The sequence below is a fragment of the Pseudomonas sp. IT-P100 genome (assembly GCF_949767185.1).
In the GTDB taxonomy this organism is placed as follows: domain Bacteria; phylum Pseudomonadota; class Gammaproteobacteria; order Pseudomonadales; family Pseudomonadaceae; genus Aquipseudomonas; species Aquipseudomonas fluorescens_B.
In genome coordinates this window covers 726093-742546 of record NZ_CATKQK010000022.1, presented here as the reverse complement: position 1 = coordinate 742546, position 16454 = coordinate 726093, and the positions used below count along the sequence as shown (strand labels likewise).

The 16454-nt window shown below is 61.6% G+C and carries 14 protein-coding genes and 1 riboswitch; of the genes, 11 read left to right on the top strand and 3 right to left on the bottom strand.

Annotated features, from left to right (window positions below; translation table 11 throughout):
• Nucleotides 1–50 precede the first annotated feature (50 nt).
• From ACM6IQ_RS19640 to ACM6IQ_RS19630, 3 genes are read left to right on the top strand one after another with little or no spacing between them, the layout of a single operon-like run.
• Entirely contained in the window at nt 51–509 is a 459-nt protein-coding gene (locus ACM6IQ_RS19640; RefSeq protein ID WP_414879591.1) for a tripartite tricarboxylate transporter TctB family protein, read from the top strand.
• Between the two features lies 1 nt (nt 510).
• Nucleotides 511–2025, top strand: coding sequence for a tripartite tricarboxylate transporter permease (locus tag ACM6IQ_RS19635; RefSeq protein ID WP_150653772.1), 1515 nt, complete (start codon nt 511–513; stop codon nt 2023–2025).
• Nucleotides 2018–3058 carry an AbrB family transcriptional regulator gene (locus ACM6IQ_RS19630; protein WP_414879590.1) on the top strand — a complete coding sequence of 347 codons (1041 nt, stop codon included), beginning with the start codon at nt 2018–2020 and terminating at the stop codon, nt 3056–3058. The genes ACM6IQ_RS19635 and ACM6IQ_RS19630 overlap by 8 nt, the downstream gene beginning before the upstream one ends.
• A 149-nt stretch (nt 3059–3207) precedes the next feature.
• Here ACM6IQ_RS19630 and ung read toward each other — a convergent pair whose 3' ends face one another.
• Nucleotides 3208–3900, bottom strand: a complete 693-nt coding sequence (gene ung, locus ACM6IQ_RS19625; protein ID WP_010462292.1) for a uracil-DNA glycosylase — start codon at nt 3898–3900, stop codon at nt 3208–3210.
• Between the two features lie 133 nt (nt 3901–4033).
• Here ung and ACM6IQ_RS19620 point away from each other — a divergent pair, with 133 nt between their 5' ends.
• Nucleotides 4034–5146: an enoyl-CoA hydratase/isomerase family protein gene (locus ACM6IQ_RS19620; RefSeq protein WP_414879589.1), complete on the top strand. Its 1113-nt coding sequence runs from the start codon at nt 4034–4036 to the stop codon at nt 5144–5146.
• A gap of 117 nt (nt 5147–5263) precedes the next feature.
• Here the strand turns inward: ACM6IQ_RS19620 and ACM6IQ_RS19615 are convergent, their stop codons facing one another.
• Together ACM6IQ_RS19615 and ACM6IQ_RS19610 are read right to left on the bottom strand one after the other, a co-directional pair.
• Nucleotides 5264–5722: a hypothetical protein gene (locus ACM6IQ_RS19615; RefSeq protein WP_017336954.1), complete on the bottom strand. Its 459-nt coding sequence runs from the start codon at nt 5720–5722 to the stop codon at nt 5264–5266.
• A gap of 167 nt (nt 5723–5889) precedes the next feature.
• Complete coding sequence (locus tag ACM6IQ_RS19610) at nt 5890–6132, bottom strand: hypothetical protein (protein ID WP_017336953.1); 243 nt, start codon at nt 6130–6132, stop codon at nt 5890–5892.
• A gap of 277 nt (nt 6133–6409) precedes the next feature.
• A riboswitch (guanidine-I (ykkC/yxkD leader) is annotated at nt 6410–6510 on the top strand.
• Nucleotides 6511–6572: 62 nt separating this feature from the next.
• Here ACM6IQ_RS19610 and ACM6IQ_RS19605 point away from each other — a divergent pair.
• The 7 genes from ACM6IQ_RS19605 to atzF all read left to right on the top strand — a co-directional run bounded on the left by ACM6IQ_RS19605 (nt 6573) and on the right by atzF (nt 16368).
• Nucleotides 6573–7640 (top strand): putative urea ABC transporter substrate-binding protein, encoded by a 1068-nt coding sequence (locus ACM6IQ_RS19605; RefSeq protein WP_017336952.1) that lies wholly within the window; start codon nt 6573–6575, stop codon nt 7638–7640.
• A gap of 15 nt (nt 7641–7655) precedes the next feature.
• On the top strand, nt 7656–8471 hold the full coding sequence (locus ACM6IQ_RS19600; RefSeq protein WP_407012078.1) for an ABC transporter permease: 816 nt from the start codon (nt 7656–7658) through the stop codon (nt 8469–8471).
• Nucleotides 8468–9256: an ABC transporter ATP-binding protein gene (locus tag ACM6IQ_RS19595; protein WP_017336950.1), complete on the top strand. Its 789-nt coding sequence runs from the start codon at nt 8468–8470 to the stop codon at nt 9254–9256. The genes ACM6IQ_RS19600 and ACM6IQ_RS19595 overlap by 4 nt, the downstream gene beginning before the upstream one ends.
• 12 nt (nt 9257–9268) lie before the next feature.
• Nucleotides 9269–9994 carry an urea amidolyase associated protein UAAP1 gene (locus ACM6IQ_RS19590; RefSeq protein ID WP_414879588.1) on the top strand — a complete coding sequence of 242 codons (726 nt, stop codon included), beginning with the start codon at nt 9269–9271 and terminating at the stop codon, nt 9992–9994.
• An 11-nt stretch (nt 9995–10005) separates the two neighbouring features.
• Nucleotides 10006–10647 (top strand): urea amidolyase associated protein UAAP2, encoded by a 642-nt coding sequence (locus ACM6IQ_RS19585; RefSeq protein ID WP_017336948.1) that lies wholly within the window; start codon nt 10006–10008, stop codon nt 10645–10647.
• Between the two features lie 281 nt (nt 10648–10928).
• On the top strand, nt 10929–14570 hold the full coding sequence (gene uca / locus ACM6IQ_RS19580; protein ID WP_414879587.1) for an urea carboxylase: 3642 nt from the start codon (nt 10929–10931) through the stop codon (nt 14568–14570).
• A gap of 25 nt (nt 14571–14595) precedes the next feature.
• Entirely contained in the window at nt 14596–16368 is a 1773-nt protein-coding gene (gene atzF / locus ACM6IQ_RS19575; RefSeq protein ID WP_414879586.1) for an allophanate hydrolase, read from the top strand.
• The last annotated feature ends 86 nt before the right edge of the window (nt 16369–16454 follow it).

The following is a 16454-nucleotide window of genomic DNA, read 5'->3' as shown; positions in this document are numbered from 1 at the left end:
TCTAGCGGCTGCGGCCCCCGTTCCGTGGGGCCGCGGCACAGGAGTTTCCTATGCTCTTACAACGCATTTTTGCGTCGGTGCTGTTGCTGGCTTGTGTCGGCCTGGCGCTAATGGCGTGGCCGTACCAAGCGGCCTTTTCTTATGAACCGGTGGGTCCTCGTGCGTTTCCGCTGCTGATGCTCGGGCTGATGGGCGCGGCTCTGTTGTACATGGTGTTCCGTCCCGCACCGATCAAGCACAACCCCGACGAACCGCCGATGGACCGCGAAACCCTGACCAAAATCGGCATCTGCGTGGTGCTGTTGCTGGTATTCGCAGGCACGTTCGAACCGCTCGGTTTCATTGTCGCGAGCATCTTGATCGGCGTCCCCATGGCGCGCCTGTACGGCGGCCGCTGGCTGCCCAGCGCGATCATCATCAGCCTGATGGCGATCGGTCTTTACCTGCTGTTCGACAAGTTGATGGACGTACCGCTGCCGCTGGGCGTGCTCGACGTTCTGGAGAACTGATATGGATACTCTTGGCTATTTGGGTCAGGGTTTCGGCGTCGCGCTGAGCCCGTACAACCTGGTGACTGCCCTGTGCGGCACCTTGATCGGCACCGTTGTCGGTTTGTTGCCGGGCCTGGGCCCGATCAACGGCGTGGCGTTGCTGATCCCGATCGCATTCGCCCTCGGGCTGCCACCGGAGTCGGCGTTGATTCTGCTGGCCGCGGTGTATCTGGGTTGCGAGTACGGCGGCCGGATCAGCTCGATCCTGCTGAACATTCCGGGCGAAGCCTCCACCGTCATGACCACCCTCGACGGTTACCCGATGGCCCGTAAAGGCCTGGCCGGTGTGGCGCTATCGCTATCGGCGTGGAGTTCGTTCATCGGTGCGTTCATTGCAACCTGCGGCATGGTGCTGTTCGCCCCGCTGCTGGCGAAATGGGCGATTGCCTTCGGGCCGGCGGAATATTTCGTGCTGATGGTGTTCGCGATTGTCTGCCTGGGAGGCATGGCCGGTGATCGCCCATTGAAGACCTTCATCGCAGCGCTGATCGGTCTCTTTCTGTCGACCGTCGGCATCGATGCCAACAGCGGTGTGTACCGCTTTACCGGGGACAACATTCACCTGACCGACGGCATTCAGTTCGTCGTGCTGGTGCTGGGCCTGTTCTCCATCAGTGAAATTCTCCTGCTGCTGGAAAAAACCCACCACGGTCAGGAGGCAGTAAAAGCCACCGGCCGCATGATGTTCAACTTCAAGGAAGCCTCGGCGGTGTTCGTGGTGAACATTCGTTGCGGTCTGCTGGGCTTCATCATGGGCGTGTTGCCGGGTGCCGGCGCGACCCTTGCCAGCGCCGTGGCCTACATGACCGAGAAGCGCATTGCAGGTACCAAAGGCACGTTCGGCCAAGGCGACATGCGCGGTCTCGCGGCACCGGAAACCGCTATCGGCGGTGCCGCGTGCGGTGCACTGGTGCCCATGCTGACACTCGGCGTTCCAGGCTCGGGCACCACCGCGGTGATGATCGGCGCGCTGTCGCTGTACAACATCACCCCGGGTCCGCTGCTGTTCCAGCAGCAACCCGACATCGTCTGGGGCCTGATCGCCTCCCTGTTCGTCGCCAACATCATGCTGGTGATCCTCAACATCCCGATGATCCGCATCTTCACCCGCATCCTCGCCGTGCCGAACTGGGCACTGGTGCCGGTGATCGCCATCATCACCGGGATCGGCGTCTACGCGGTGCACGCCACCACGTTCGACCTGTTCCTGATGATCGGCATCGGCATCTTCGGTTACATCCTGCGCAAGCTGGACTTCCCGTTGTCGCCTGTCCTGCTGGGCTTCATCCTCGGAGGCTTGATGGAGCAGAACCTGCGTCGCGCCCTGTCGATTTCCAACGGTGCGCTGGAAATCCTCTGGTCGAGCCCGATCACGTTCGGTTGCTGGGTCCTGACGGCGATCATGCTGTTGATGCCACTGCTGCGGATCTGGCGTAAACGTTCGGCTGCTCAACGCGCCATTGCCGATGTCTGATCGAACACCTTTCAAAGCCTGGTGGGGTACGCCGCTGGTCGGCGCGCTGGGCGGTTACCTGGCCAGCCTTGTCGGCTGGCCGCTGCCATGGATGGTCGGCTCGTTGCTGGCGATCATCCTGGTGCGCTGTCTGACACCGTGGCAATTGGCGGAAATCCCCGGTGGCCGCAAGTGCGGCCAATGGGTTGTCGGTATCGGCATCGGCCTGCACTTCACCCCGGTGGTGATGGAGCAGGTGCTGAGCCACTTTGGTCTGATCTTCTTCGGTGCGTTGGTCACCAGCCTCTCGGCCATCGTCGGGGTCTGGTTGATGCGGCGCACCGGTGAGGATCGCGCCACCGCGTTCTTTTCCAGCATGCCCGGCGGTTCCGGGGAGATGGTCAACCTCGGCGCGCGCAATGGCGCCGTGCTCAGTCGCGTAGCGGCCGGGCAAAGTTTGCGGGTGCTGGTAGTGGTGTTGTGTGTGCCGGCGGCGTTCAAGTATTTGCTGGGCGACGGCGCGCCCATCGTTCATCCGGCGGCCGTCAACGGGTGGTGGCTGGCCCTTCTATTCCCGGCAGGCGCGTTGGCGGCCTGGCTTTGGGAACGTCTTCGTCAACCCAATCCGTGGCTGTTCGGACCGCTGCTGGTGAGCGCGGCGGTGAGCATTGGTTGGGATTTGCATATCGGCTTGCCCCATGGCGGCAGCCAGATAGGCCAATGGCTGATTGGCAGCGGCCTGGGCTGTCACTTCAACCGGCAGTTTTTCCGGCGGGCGCCTTCGTTTATGGGGCGGACCTTGATCGGAACAGTGCTGACGATGTTGATCGCCACGGCGGCAGCGCTTGGGTTGAGTGCGCTGACACATCTGGATTTGCGTTCACTGACCCTGGGCATGATGCCCGGCGGGATTGCAGAGATGAGCCTGACGGCGGAAACCCTGCAATTGTCGGTGCCGCTGGTGACAGCGATGCAGGTGATGCGGTTGTTGTTTGTATTGTTTCTGGCCGAGCCGTTGTTCAAGTATTGGAATCGGGTGCCGGAGCAGCCCTGACTCGATCCCTGTGGCGAGGGAGCTTGCTCCCGTTGGGTCGTGAAGTGGCCCTCTGCATTCTCCCAGTAAAACCAAATCTGCAGGATTTTACGACTGCTGCGCAGCCGAGCGGGAACAAGCTCCCTCGCCACAAAAGCCCTCTGTCGTGCCTAAACCGGCGGCAACCGCCACTCAATCGGCGTCTCGCCATTCTGCTCAAGAAACTTGTTGGTCCGGCTGAAGTGCCCGCACCCGAGAAACCCGCGATAAGCGGACAGCGGTGACGGGTGCACCGACGTCAGCACCAGATGCTTGGTCGCATCGATCAGTTTCTGCTTGCTCTGGGCATGCGCGCCCCACAGCATGAACACCAGGTGCGGTTGCTGCTGGCTGACCACTTCAATGATCCGATCCGTGAAAAACTGCCAGCCCTTGTCTTTGTGCGCATTGGCGTTGGCACGCTCGACGGTCATGGTGGTATTGAGCATCAACACGCCCTGGTCAGCCCAGCTCTGCAGGTAACCGTGATTGGGAATGTCGATGTTCAGGTCACGTTTCAGTTCTTTATAGATGTTCACCAGCGACGGCGGCGCCGGCACGCCCGGTTGCACCGAGAAGCACAAGCCATGGGCCTGGCCCGGGCCGTGATACGGGTCCTGGCCGAGGATGACGACCTTGACCTTGTCCAGCGGCGTCGAATTGAGCGCATTGAAAATCATCGGTCCAGGAGGATAGATTTCCTTGCCCGCAGCACGTTCCTGTTGCAGGAAATTGCGCAACTCTGCCATGTAGGGCTGGTCGAACTCAGCACGCAGTGCCTCCTTCCAGCCCGGTTCGAGTTTGATACGGTCGTCAGCAGTCATGGTTACATCCGGTAAAAAACAATGGGGCGAACCCTAGGAAAGCCCGGCACGCTTGTCAATTGATCAGACACGGAACCGGCACTTTCCTGCATTGCGATCATACTGAACGCTCAAATTCCCGATCGAGGTCACGATGAATCTGCACTTCGAAGAACTCACCGGCACCGACGGCGCCCGCATCGGCGTCGCCAGCCTGGATGCCGAAAAGTCCCTGAACGCCCTGTCCTTGCCGATGATCAACGCCCTGCGCGATCAATTGGACGTCTGGGCCAAGGAGCCGCAAATCGTCTGCGTGTTACTACGCGGCAAAGGTGCCAAGGCCTTTTGCGCCGGCGGCGAAGTGCGCAGCCTGGTGGAAGCCTGTCGCGCGCATCCCGGTGAAGTACCGCCGCTGGCCGCGCATTTTTTCGCGGCGGAATACCGACTGGACTTCAACCTGCACACCTACCCGAAGCCGTTGATCTGCTGGGGCCACGGTTATGTGCTGGGGGGTGGCATGGGCCTGCTACAGGGCGCGAGCACCCGCATCGTCACGCCGAGCAGTCGGTTGGCGATGCCGGAAATCAGCATTGGCTTGTATCCGGATGTTGGCGCCAGTTGGTTTCTGTCGCGGTTGCCCGGGAAACTCGGTTTGTTCCTTGGCCTGACGGGTGCGCACATGAACGGTCGTGATGCGATCGATCTGGACCTCGCCGACCGTTTCCTGCTCGATGAACAACAGGAAGCGCTGATCGAAGGCCTGCTGCAATTGAACTGGCAGGAACAGACGGCCATGCAGCTCAACAGTCTGCTCAAGGCCCTGCAGCAGGAAGCACTCGCGCAGATGCCCGAAGCCCAGTGGCTGCCGCGTCGTCAGCAGATCGATGAACTGCTGGACGTCAGTGACGTGCAATGCGCGTGGAAGGCCATCAGCCAACAGCGTGATAGCACTGACCTGCTACTGAGCCGTGCTGCGCGGACGATGAGTGAAGGTTCGCCGCTGACCGCTCATCTGGTGTGGGAGCAGATCATCCGCGCCCGGCATATGTCGCTGGCTCAGGTTTTCCAGATGGAATACACCTTGAGCCTCAACTGCTGCCGTCATCCGGAGTTCAGTGAAGGCGTGCGGGCGCGGTTGATCGACAAGGATCAGAAACCGCACTGGCATTGGCCAGACATCAATAATGTGCCGGATGCGGTGGTGGAGGCGCATTTTCATAAGGTTTGGGAGGGGCGGCATCCGTTGGCGGATCTTTCCGAGTACTAGAATCCGGGTCTTGCCCGCAATAGCCGTATCAAGAGTTCTATCGCGGGCGAGCCACTCGACCCGCATAAAAAAAGCGGCGCATGATGCGCCGCTTTTTTGTTGAGGTTTCGTAGGAGGCTACCGGTGACCGCCACGCCCATCATGGCCGTCCCGTCCACCTCGGCCATCGCGTCCACCATGGCCGCCGCGATTGTCGTTGTTCCAGTTGCCACGGTTACGACCATCCCAACCGCCCCGGCCATTACCGTCCCACCCCCGACTCTGATGAGCCCGGTAATCGCCTCGTGGCGACGGCTGGTAATAACGCGGTGCCGGTTGATAAACCCGCGGCTGGTGGTAATACCGCGGTGTTGGCTGATAGTAGCGTGCAGGAGGTGCGTAATACCGGCGCGGGGACGTGTAGTAACCGCCATTCGAGTAGTAAGGCCCGCCACCGGAGTAATAAGGCGCGGGGGACGTGTACACCTCGGAACTGTAGTAACTGCCTCCTCCATCGGCATAGGGCACGCACGCACCGAGAGACAATCCCACTACAGCTATCAGAAGAATTCGACGGAGCATTTTTTGAAGGAGCATGGCGGCCTCCTGGACCGCGAGTGAGCCACACCAGCGACGCTGGCGAGCGACAGTCAATTATTCGGTGACTGTCGAAGGATCAGACATCGATTTCGAAATCTGGTGCGGTCTTGCAACAAGTTGAAACATCTCGCCGATGAAAGGTTTTTCATCTATTCACGTACTGATTAGTGGTGGCCACCGCGATATCCACCGCCGTAATGACGGGGCGCATGCCCGCCCCAATAGTAGTAGCGATAGCCGCCATAAAAGCGTGGGCCATAGTAGTAGCGCGGGCCGTAATAGTAGGGATACGGCGCATAGCCGGGGTAGTAGTAAGGCGTGGAATACACGTCGTAGGACCCGGCGTAGTAATAGCAGCCGGACAGCCCGACACCGAGCACAACACTCAGCAGCAGTCGACGAAACATGATGGCCTCCTGAAAGACCCGCAGCCGATACAGGCCGGCTGACACCTGTTTTGACTGGCAACGCGGCGGCGAGTGCCGGGGCTCGCAGACCTTCGGATCAGCGGCCGGCCACGCTGCATCTCAGTGCACGGACGCACCATCACAAAGCAGCGAACCGCCCTTCCCTTCAGTCGGCCAAAGGCAATCCCTCGGCCCAGAGCGCTTCGGCCGACTTGGCACGGCTCTCGCTTTAACAAACCCGTGCAGGAGTCATCACAGGTTCGCGGCACCACAATTTGCAATGGCTGACTAGGGTTCCGGCTCGCTGACGCGAGTGGCTGGTCCGAGAGTTGGCGACCTCCAGTTGAGGTTACACGGCGGGACAAAAGCCCGGGAGACAAGCCACCGTTTACGGTGCCGCGTTGACTCCTGCCCGCCCTTGATCAACTGGAGAACCACCCATGCTCAAGCTTCGTTTACCCGCCCTCCTCGCCGCTGCGTTCGCAGCCTTCGTGAGCGTCTCGTCCCACGCTGCGCAAAAAGACCATTTCAGCGTCTGCTGGACCATTTATGCCGGCTGGATGCCTTGGGAATACGCCGGCAGCCAAGGCATCGTCGACAAATGGGCGAAGAAGTACGGCATCAAGATTGATGTGGTGCAGCTCAACGACTATGTCGAATCCATCAACCAGTACACCGCCGGCCAGTTCGACGGTTGCACCATGACCAACATGGACGCGCTGACCATTCCGGCCGCCGGTGGCGTCGACAGCACCGCGCTGATCGTCAGCGATTTCTCCAACGGCAACGACGGCATCGTGCTCAAGGGCGACGGCAAAAAAGTCAGCGACCTCAAGGGCATGGACGTCAATCTGGTGGAGCTGTCGGTTTCCCACTACCTGCTGGCCCGGGCACTGGATTCGGTGGACCTCACCGAGAAAGACCTGAAAGTGGTCAACACTTCGGACGCCGACATCTCGGCGGCCTTTAACACGGATCAAGTCAACGCTGTCACTACCTGGAACCCGATGCTTTCGGACATCAAGGCCAAACCGGGCGTGACCGAAGTCTTCAACTCCAGCCAGATCCCCGGCGAAATCATGGACATGATGGTGGTCAACAGCGCCACCCTCAAGGACAACCCGGCCCTGGGCAAAGCGCTGACCGGTGCGTGGTTCGAAGTGGTCGAGTTGATGAACGCGAAAAACGCCGCCAGCAAAGCCGCCCTCGAGCACATGGCCAAGGCCTCGGGCACTGACCTCGCGGGTTTCCAGGCGCAACTCGACACCACCAAATTGTTCGCCACGCCCAAAGAAGCCTTGGCGTTTTCCACCAGCAAGCAACTGCCGGAAACGATGCGCAAGGTCGCCGAGTTTTCCTTCCAGCACGGCTTGCTCGGTGAAGGCGCCAAGGACACCAGCGCCGTCGGCATGGCCTTCGCCAATGGCGTGACCAGCGGCGACAAGGCCAACCTCAAGCTGCGCTTCGACCCGAGTTACGTGCAGATGGCCGCCGACGCCAAGCTGTAAGAAGAGGACCTGGCCATGCGCCTGATCAATCGTCACCCGGATCGTCCGAGTCGCCTGCTGTTGGTGATCCTGCCGTTCGCCCTGGTGCTGCTGGCCTACTTCATGGGCTCGGCCGAACGGCTGCTGGACAACCCCAACGACAAACTGTTGCCGAGCGCCGTGCAGATGACCGACGCGGTGAAGCGCCTGGCGTTCACCGCCGACAGCCGCACCGGTGAATACGTGCTGTGGCAAGACACCGCGTCCAGCCTGCGTCGCCTCGCCATCGGCCTCGGTATCAGCGCGCTGGCCGGGCTGTGCCTGGGCATCGCCGCCGGGACGTTGCCGCTGTTCGGCGCGCCGTTGTCACCATTGCTGACGGTGCTGTCGATGGTGCCGCCGCTGGCGATCCTGCCGATTCTGTTCATCGTGTTCGGGCTGGGGGAGTTGTCGAAAGTGATGCTGATCGTGATCGGCATCACCCCGTGTCTGGCACGGGACCTGGAACAGCGCGCCCGGGAAATTCCGGTCGAGCTGCTGATCAAGGCCCAGACCCTCGGCGCTTCAACCTGGACGTTGATGCTGCGCGTGGTGCTGCCACAACTGCTGCCGCGCCTGCTGATCTCGCTGCGGCTGATGCTCGGTTCGGCATGGTTGTTCCTGATCGCTGCCGAAGCCATCGCTTCCACCGACGGCCTCGGCTACCGGATTTTCCTGGTGCGTCGTTACCTGGCGATGGATGTGATTCTGCCGTACGTGGTGTGGATCACCTTGCTCGCCTGGCTGATGGACTGGGGCCTCAAGCGCCTGACCCAGCGCGCGTTCCCCTGGTATGAAGGAGCCCGCGCATGAGCTTCATCACGGTAAAGAATGTCTGGCAGCAATACGCCGATCAAGTGGTGCTCGAAGGCTTGAACCTGAACGTCAACGAGGGTGAGTTCTGTACCCTGGTCGGCGCATCGGGTTGTGGCAAATCCACTTTCCTTCGACTGCTACTCGGTCAGGAGCGCGCCAGTCGCGGCGAGATTTTGTTGGACGGTCAAACGCTGGCCGGAGAACCGGATTCGAGCCGTGGCGTGGTGTTCCAGCGCTATTCGGTGTTCCCGCACCTGACGGTGCTCGACAACGTCGCCCTCGGCCTCGAACTGCCACACTCACCGCTGCTTGGGCGGTTGTTCGGCAGCGCTAAAAAAGAGGCGCGGGAACAGGCCTCGGTGCTGCTGCACAAAGTGGGGCTCGGCCACTCGCTGGACAAGTACCCGGCGCAGCTCTCCGGCGGCATGCAACAACGGTTGGCCATCGCCCAGGCGCTGATCATGAAACCCCGCGTGTTGCTGCTCGACGAACCGTTCGGTGCCCTCGATCCGGGCATCCGCAAAGACATGCACGCCTTGCTCCTGGAGCTGTGGCGCGAGACGCAGTTGACGGTGTTCATGGTCACCCATGACCTGTCCGAAGGTTTCAGCCTCGGCACCCGTTTGCTGGTCTTCGACAAGGTCCGAGTCGACCCGCACGCCCCCGGCGCCTATGGCGCGCGCATCACCTACGACATCCCTTTGAACAGCGACCGCCGCGCCTCCCGCGCCGCCGTCGATGCCTTGCCGGCTGAGCTGGCAGGCACGCTTCGTATCGCTTAGAGGAATCTTCACATGACTGATTCGACCCAACTGTTCCCGCCCTTCGCCGAAGAAATGCTCCCCGGTGGCGGCCATCGTTCGTTCGTCCTGAAACGCGGCCAACTGCTGCGTCTCACCGATCTGCGCGGCGGTGCCAATGTCAGCCTGACGCTGCTCAACGCCAATGAAAAAACCGAACGACTGAACCTGCCCGACAGCCTCAAATGCCAACACACCGCCAAGCTCACCACTGGCCATTGCCTCTACTCGGACATGGGCCGCGTACTGGCAGCAATCACCGCCGACACCTGCGGTTGGAGCGACAGCCTCGGCGGCGTGCTCTGCGCTGAGGAAGTCGCGGAAAAATACGGCGCAGGCCGTTATCAGGAACTGCGCAACGGCTTCTTCCGCAACGGCACCGACAACCTCTTGGTGGAACTCGGCAAGTGGGGGTTGGGCCTTTCGGATCTGCTGATGACGCTAAACCTGTTCAGCCGCGTGAACGTGGATGAGGCCGGCCATTTCCATTTCGTCGAAGGCCACTCCAAGGCCGGCGACTACATCGAGTTGTACGCGCCGATGGACACGCTGGTGGTGCTCACCGCGCTGCAACACCCGATGGACCCGTCACCGGACTACGCGCCGAAACCCTTGAAGTTGAGCTGGATGAACGCCGACCCCAGTGTCGCCGAACACTGCCGCACCTCGCGCCCGGAAAACGAGCGCGGCTTCATCAACACCGACCGTTTGTTTGCCTGAGGATCGCTGCCATGTCACTCGCAATCGCCACCGCCCAAAAGCATCCAGAAACGGCGGTCTACCGCGCCACCATCCCCGCCGGTGAACCGTGGCTGATGGAAGTCAAGGCCGGCCAGACCCTGCGCATCCTCGATCTGGAAGGTAACCAGGCCGTCGATACCTTGTTCTACAGCGTCGCCAATCCAAAAGAACGCTACGACGTGCAACGCACCTTGCGCCGGCAAAACAGCGTCTACCTGAGCACCGGCAGCGTGCTGTATTCCAACCTCGGCAAACCGATGCTGACCATCGTCGCCGACACCTGCGGCCGCCACGACACCCTGGGCGGAGCCTGTGCGCAGGAGAGCAACACCGTGCGTTACGCGCTGGAAAAACGCTACATGCACAGCTGCCGCGACAACTACCTTCGCGCCTGCGTCCACGACGGGCGACTGGGCAAGGGCGACATCGGACCGAACATCAACTTCTTCATGAACGTGCCGGTCACGGCGGATGGCGGGCTGACGTTTGAAGACGGCATTTCAGCGCCGGGCAAGTACGTGGACCTGCGGGCGGAGATGGATGTCATCGTGCTGATTTCCAATTGCCCGCAACTGAACAATCCGTGCAATGCCTACAACCCTACGCCTGCGGAGTTATTGGTATGGAACTGAAATTAGTGTGGTTGCGCAGATGGTTGTTTGCCCTGTGCCAGGCCCGTTCCAGCCAATGCCTCAAACAGCCAAAACACCACTGAAACATGTGGGAGCGAGCCTGCTCGCGATAGCGGTGTGACAGTCGACATCGATGTTGAATGTTCCGACGCCATCGCGAGCAGGCTCGCTCCCACAGGGGGCGGTGGTGTTTTTGAGTGAACGTTTTTTGCCGTCGGGGACGACCCCGGCGCCCAACGAAAAACTGCGGGACGGCCCGCATCCCCTCCGGGGTCTATGCCATGTTCGAAAAAGTCCTGATTGCCAACCGTGGCGCCATTGCCTGCCGCATCCTGCGCACCCTGCGTGAACTGCACGTCAACGGCGTCGCCGTGTACTCCGAAGCCGATGCCGCGAGCCTGCACATTCTGCACGCCGATGAAGCCCACAGCCTCGGTGAAGGCGCGGCGGCCGGCACCTATCTGGCGGTCGACAAAATCCTCGCCATCGCCAAAGCCACCGGCGCCACGGCGATCCATCCCGGCTACGGTTTCCTTTCGGAAAACGCCGCGTTCGCCGAAGCCTGCGAAGCCGCCGACATTGCTTTCATCGGCCCGACCCCAGAACAGCTGCGCGTGTTCGGCCTCAAACACACCGCACGTGCCTTGGCCAAGCAACACGGCGTGCCAATGCTCGAAGGCACCGAGCTGCTCGACAGCCTCGACGCGGCGCTGATCGCCGGTGAACAGGTGGGTTACCCGGTGATGCTCAAAAGTACCGCCGGTGGTGGTGGCATCGGCATGCGCGTGTGCCGCAGCGCCGCCGAGTTGAGCGAATCCTTTGAAGCGGTAAAACGCCTTGGGCAGAACAATTTCAGCGACGCCGGGGTGTTCATCGAGAAGTACATCCAGCGCGCTCGGCACCTGGAAGTTCAGGTGTTCGGCGACGGTCGCGGTGAAGTGATCGCCCTCGGCGTACGCGATTGCTCGGTGCAGCGCCGCAACCAGAAAGTCCTCGAAGAAACCCCGGCGCCGAACCTGCCCGATGGCATGGCCGATGAGTTGTGTGCAGCCGCGATCAAACTGGCGAAAGCGGTGAATTACCGCAGCGCCGGCACCGTGGAATTCGTCTTCGACAGCGAGGCCCGACGTTTCTATTTTCTCGAAGTGAACACCCGTTTGCAGGTGGAGCACGGCGTCACCGAACAGGTGTGGGGCGTGGACCTGGTGCGCTGGATGGTGGAACTGGCGGCCGGTGATTTACCGCCGTTGAGCGTGTTGAGCCAAGGCTTGAAAGCCGCCGGCCATGCGATTCAGGCGAGGTTGTATGCGGAAGACCCAGGTCGGGATTTTCAGCCGAGCCCCGGTTTGTTGACCGCTGTGAATTTCCCTGTCGCCGATGGCAAACAGCTGCGCATCGACACCTGGGTCGAGGCCGGCTGCGAGATTCCGCCGTACTTCGATCCGATGATTGCCAAAGTCATTTGTTGGGCGCCGACTCGCGAAGAAGCGCGGGCCGATCTGCATCAGGCATTGGGCGACAGCCTGCTCTACGGTGTGGAAACCAACCGCGATTACCTGCGGCAGATTTTGCTCGATGCTCCCTTCGCCAGCGGTCAGCCGTGGACCCGTTGCCTCGAACATCTGGTCTATCAGGCCAACACGTTCGAAGTACTCAGCGCCGGTACGCAGACCAGTGTTCAGGACTATCCAGGACGCCTTGGATACTGGGCCGTGGGCGTGCCGCCGTCGGGGCCGATGGACAGTCGCGCGTTGCGCCTGGGCAACCTTTTGCTGGGTAACGACGAAGGCGCCGCTGCGCTGGAAATCACCATGAGCGGGCCGTTGCTGCGCTTCAATTGCGACGCCGTGGTGGCGGTCACCGGCGCAGTCATTCCGTTGACGTTGAACGGTGAAATCGTCGCAATGAACACAGCGCTGCTGATTCCGGCCGGGGCCACACTGAGCCTCGGGACGATTGCCGGTGCGGGCGCCCGCAGCTATCTGTGCCTGCGCGGCGGGCTGCAAGTGCCGGATTATCTGGGCAGTAAAAGCACCTTCACCCTCGGGCAGTTTGGCGGGCATGGTGGTCGGGCGTTGCGCGCGGGTGACGTATTGCATGTGCCTGCCCTGAGCGACCGAAGCGCCGGCTCGCAACTGTCTGAAATCGCTGAATTGCCTGCCGTGCGGCAGATCCGGGTGATCTACGGCCCGCATGGCGCACCGGAATACTTCACCGAAAACTACATCGGCACCTTCTTCGCGACTCAGTGGGAAGTGCATTTCAACTCCAGCCGCACCGGCGTGCGGCTGATCGGGCCGAAGCCGGAATGGGTACGTGCGGACGGTGGCGAGGCGGGGCTGCATCCGTCGAACATTCACGACAATCCGTACGCCATTGGCGCCGTGGATTTCACCGGGGATATGCCGGTGATCCTGGGGCCGGATGGTCCGAGCCTGGGCGGGTTTGTGTGCCCGGTGACGGTGATCGAGGCGGATCTCTGGCAGCTTGGGCAACTCAAGGCTGGCGACAAAGTCCAGTTCTTCCCCGTCGATCTCCAGACCGCCCGCACTCTCGCCCTGAAATGGAATCCCCCCTGTGGGAGCGAGCCTGCTCGCGATGAGGGCAGTGCATTCAGCATCAATGAGACTGACACACCGCTATCGCGAGCAGGCTCGCTCCCACAGGGGATTGTGTCGCCTGTGGTTTTGGATTTGGGTCAGGGAGATACGCGGTTGGTTGCACGCCTTTCGGGCGATACGCATTTGCTTCTGGAGATTGGTGCACCGGAACTGGACCTTGTTCTGCGCTTCCGCGCCCACGCCCTGATGCAAGCCCTGGAAAGCAAATACCTGCACGGTGTCATCGACCTCACACCCGGCATCCGCTCGCTGCAAGTGCACTACCAACCCGAGCAACTGTCGCTGACCGATCTGCTCGGTATCGTCGCCGGTGAATGGGATGCAGTGTGCGCCGCCAAGGACCTGCAAGTCCCTTCGCGCATCGTTCATTTGCCACTGTCCTGGGACGACCCGGCCTGCCAATTGGCGATCGATAAATACATGACTACCGTGCGCAAGGACGCGCCATGGTGTCCGAGCAATCTGGAGTTCATCCGCCGCATCAACGACCTGCCGAACCTCGACGAAGTACAGCGCACCGTGTTCGACGCCAGTTACCTGGTGATGGGCCTGGGTGACGTGTACCTCGGCGCACCGGTCGCCACCCCGCTCGATCCGCGCCATCGCCTGGTAACCACCAAATACAACCCGGCGCGCACCTGGACCGCGGAAAACTCGGTGGGCATCGGTGGCGCCTACATGTGCGTTTACGGCATGGAAGGCCCCGGCGGTTATCAGTTCGTCGGGCGCACGTTACAGATGTGGAACCGCTACCGCGAAGTCGCCGCGTTCGATGGCAAACCATGGCTGCTGCGCTTCTTCGACCAGATCCGCTTCTACCCGGTGAGCGCCGATGAACTGCTGCGCATCCGTCGGGATTTCCCCCTCGGGCGTTTCGATCTGAACATCGAGCACAGCCAGTTGAACCTCGCGGACTATCAGGCGTTTCTGGTGAAAGAAGCCGAGACCATTGCCGCGTTTCGCGAGCAGCAACAAGGCGCGTTCAACGCCGAACGCGAGCGCTGGATCGCCAGCGGCCAGGCGCATTTCGACAGTGAAGAAGCGGTCTCGGAGACGACCGAAGATTCAGCGCTGGCCAGCGGCGAAATGAGCGTCGACAGCCACATCGCCGGCAACCTCTGGCAGGTTCAGGTGCAGACCGGCAGCCGCGTGGCCGCCGGCGATGTGCTGGTGATTCTGGAGTCGATGAAGATGGAAATTCCGCTGCTCGCGCCCATGGCCGGCGTGGTGCGCGAGATCCGCGTGCAACCGGGTTCGGCGGTGCGCGCCGGACAGCGCGTCGTGGTGCTGGAACTCGACTGAACCCATTTGAAAAAGGATTAACGCCATGACTATCAATCTACAACTCGACGCCCTGCGCAGTGCTTATCGCGTCGGCAACATCACGCCTCGTCAATTGCTGCTGAACCTGCGCGACAGAGCCGCGGCGCTGAACCCGGACTATCACCTGTTCATCCACTTGCTCAGTGTTGAAGAACTGGAACCGTACCTCGCCGCGCTCGACGGTCGGGACATCGACAGCCTGCCCTTGTATGGCGTGCCGTTCGCGATCAAGGACAACATCGATCTGGCGGGCATTCCGACCACGGCAGCGTGCCCGGCGTTTGCCTATGTGCCGCAGCAGTCGGCGACCATCGTCGAGCAGTTGCTGGCGCTGGGGGCGATCCCGCTGGGCAAGACCAATCTTGATCAGTTCGCCACTGGCCTCAATGGCAGTCGCTCGCCGTATGGCGCCTGCCCGAACAGCGTGTTGCCGGAGTATCCGTCGGGCGGTTCCAGCGCCGGCTCTTCGCTGGCGGTGGCGCTGGGGGTGGCGAGTTTTTCGTTGGGCACGGACACTGCAGGTTCCGGGCGCGTGCCGGCGGCACTGAACAATCTGGTGGGGATGAAAGCCACCAAAGGGCTGATCTCCACGGCGGGTGTGGTGCCGGCGTGTCGCACGCTCGATTGCGTCACGACGTTTACCGCGACGGCGCGGGAAGCGAGCCAGTTGCTGGCGCTCACCGCACACCTTGATCCGCGGGACGAATACAGCCGCAGGAATCCGCTGTGGAATGACGGCTCGGCGTTTGGCACTCCGCGTCCCTTCCGCTTTGGTGTGCCACGTGCGCAGGACCTGGAGTTCTTCGGTTGCCCGCAAGGTCCGCTGTTGTTTGAAGACGCCGTCGATCAGCTCAAAGGGTTGGGCGGTGAAGCGGTGGAACTGGATATGTCGCCGTTTCTCGAAGCCGCGCGTTTGCTTTACGAAGGCCCGTGGGTGGCGGAGCGCTACAGCGTTGCCGGTGAGTTGATGGAGCAGAACCCGCAAGCGGTGTTGCCGGTGATTCGTGCCGTGCTGGCCAAGGCGCCAGCGGTGAGCGGCGTGCAAACGTTCCGTGCGCAGTATCGGCTGCAAGCCTTGAAAGCCCTGTGCGACAAGGCGCTGGAAGGACTGGATTGCGTGGTCACCCCGACCATTGGCCGCCCGGTGACATTGGCGGAACTTGAAGCTGAGCCGGTGCTGCGCAATTCTGAACTGGGTTACTACACCAACTTCATGAACCTGCTTGATTACGCCGCCGTCGCCGTGCCGAGCGGGTTCATGGGCAATGGTTTGCCGTGGGGTGTGACGCTGTTTGGCCGGGCGTTTACCGACCAGTATCTGTTGAGCGTGGCGGATGCGTTTCAGCGTCGTTCGCAGGCGCCTGCCGCTTCGGCAGTCGCCCGTAATGACCGCGCTCGGTTGGTGGTGTGCGGTGCGCATCTGGATGGATTGGCACTGAACTGGCAACTGAAGCGGCGCGGCGCGACGTTGGTCGAGTCGACGTTCAGCTCACCGGACTATCAGCTCTACGCGTTGGCCGGTGGTCCGCCGTTTCGTCCGGGGATGGTTCGGGTGAAGGACGGCGGCGTGGCGATTGCGGTGGAGGTCTGGGAGTTGCCGAGCAGTGAACTGGGTTCGTTCCTGACCGGGATTCCGGCGCCGCTGGGGTTGGGCAAGGTGCAACTGGCGGATGGGCGTTGGGAGAGCGGGTTTATCTGTGAGGCATATGGATTGGAAGGTGCGGTGAATATCAGTCATCTGGGTGGATGGCGGGCGTATCTGACAGATCGGGGTTGATCTCACGATTCGCGGGCAAGCCCGCTCCCGCAGGTTTTGCGCAGTCCTTGTGGGAGCGGGCTTGCCCGCGATGGCGTCCGCACAGA

What these genes read in the sequence shown, in the direction of transcription:
- ACM6IQ_RS19585 (WP_017336948.1), top strand. Translation starts at nt 10,006, where the DNA reads ATGTCACTCGCAATCGCCACCGCCCAAAAGCATCCAGAAACGGCGGTC.
- atzF (WP_414879586.1), top strand. Translation starts at nt 14,596, where the DNA reads ATGACTATCAATCTACAACTCGACGCCCTGCGCAGTGCTTATCGCGTC.
- ACM6IQ_RS19595 (WP_017336950.1), top strand. Translation starts at nt 8,468, where the DNA reads ATGAGCTTCATCACGGTAAAGAATGTCTGGCAGCAATACGCCGATCAA.
- ACM6IQ_RS19615 (WP_017336954.1), bottom strand. Translation starts at nt 5,722, where the DNA reads ATGCTCCTTCAAAAAATGCTCCGTCGAATTCTTCTGATAGCTGTAGTG.
- ACM6IQ_RS19600 (WP_407012078.1), top strand. Translation starts at nt 7,656, where the DNA reads ATGCGCCTGATCAATCGTCACCCGGATCGTCCGAGTCGCCTGCTGTTG.
- ACM6IQ_RS19605 (WP_017336952.1), top strand. Translation starts at nt 6,573, where the DNA reads ATGCTCAAGCTTCGTTTACCCGCCCTCCTCGCCGCTGCGTTCGCAGCC.
- ACM6IQ_RS19590 (WP_414879588.1), top strand. Translation starts at nt 9,269, where the DNA reads ATGACTGATTCGACCCAACTGTTCCCGCCCTTCGCCGAAGAAATGCTC.
- ACM6IQ_RS19630 (WP_414879590.1), top strand. Translation starts at nt 2,018, where the DNA reads ATGTCTGATCGAACACCTTTCAAAGCCTGGTGGGGTACGCCGCTGGTC.
- ACM6IQ_RS19640 (WP_414879591.1), top strand. Translation starts at nt 51, where the DNA reads ATGCTCTTACAACGCATTTTTGCGTCGGTGCTGTTGCTGGCTTGTGTC.
- uca (WP_414879587.1), top strand. Translation starts at nt 10,929, where the DNA reads ATGTTCGAAAAAGTCCTGATTGCCAACCGTGGCGCCATTGCCTGCCGC.
- ACM6IQ_RS19610 (WP_017336953.1), bottom strand. Translation starts at nt 6,132, where the DNA reads ATGTTTCGTCGACTGCTGCTGAGTGTTGTGCTCGGTGTCGGGCTGTCC.
- ung (WP_010462292.1), bottom strand. Translation starts at nt 3,900, where the DNA reads ATGACTGCTGACGACCGTATCAAACTCGAACCGGGCTGGAAGGAGGCA.
- ACM6IQ_RS19635 (WP_150653772.1), top strand. Translation starts at nt 511, where the DNA reads ATGGATACTCTTGGCTATTTGGGTCAGGGTTTCGGCGTCGCGCTGAGC.
- ACM6IQ_RS19620 (WP_414879589.1), top strand. Translation starts at nt 4,034, where the DNA reads ATGAATCTGCACTTCGAAGAACTCACCGGCACCGACGGCGCCCGCATC.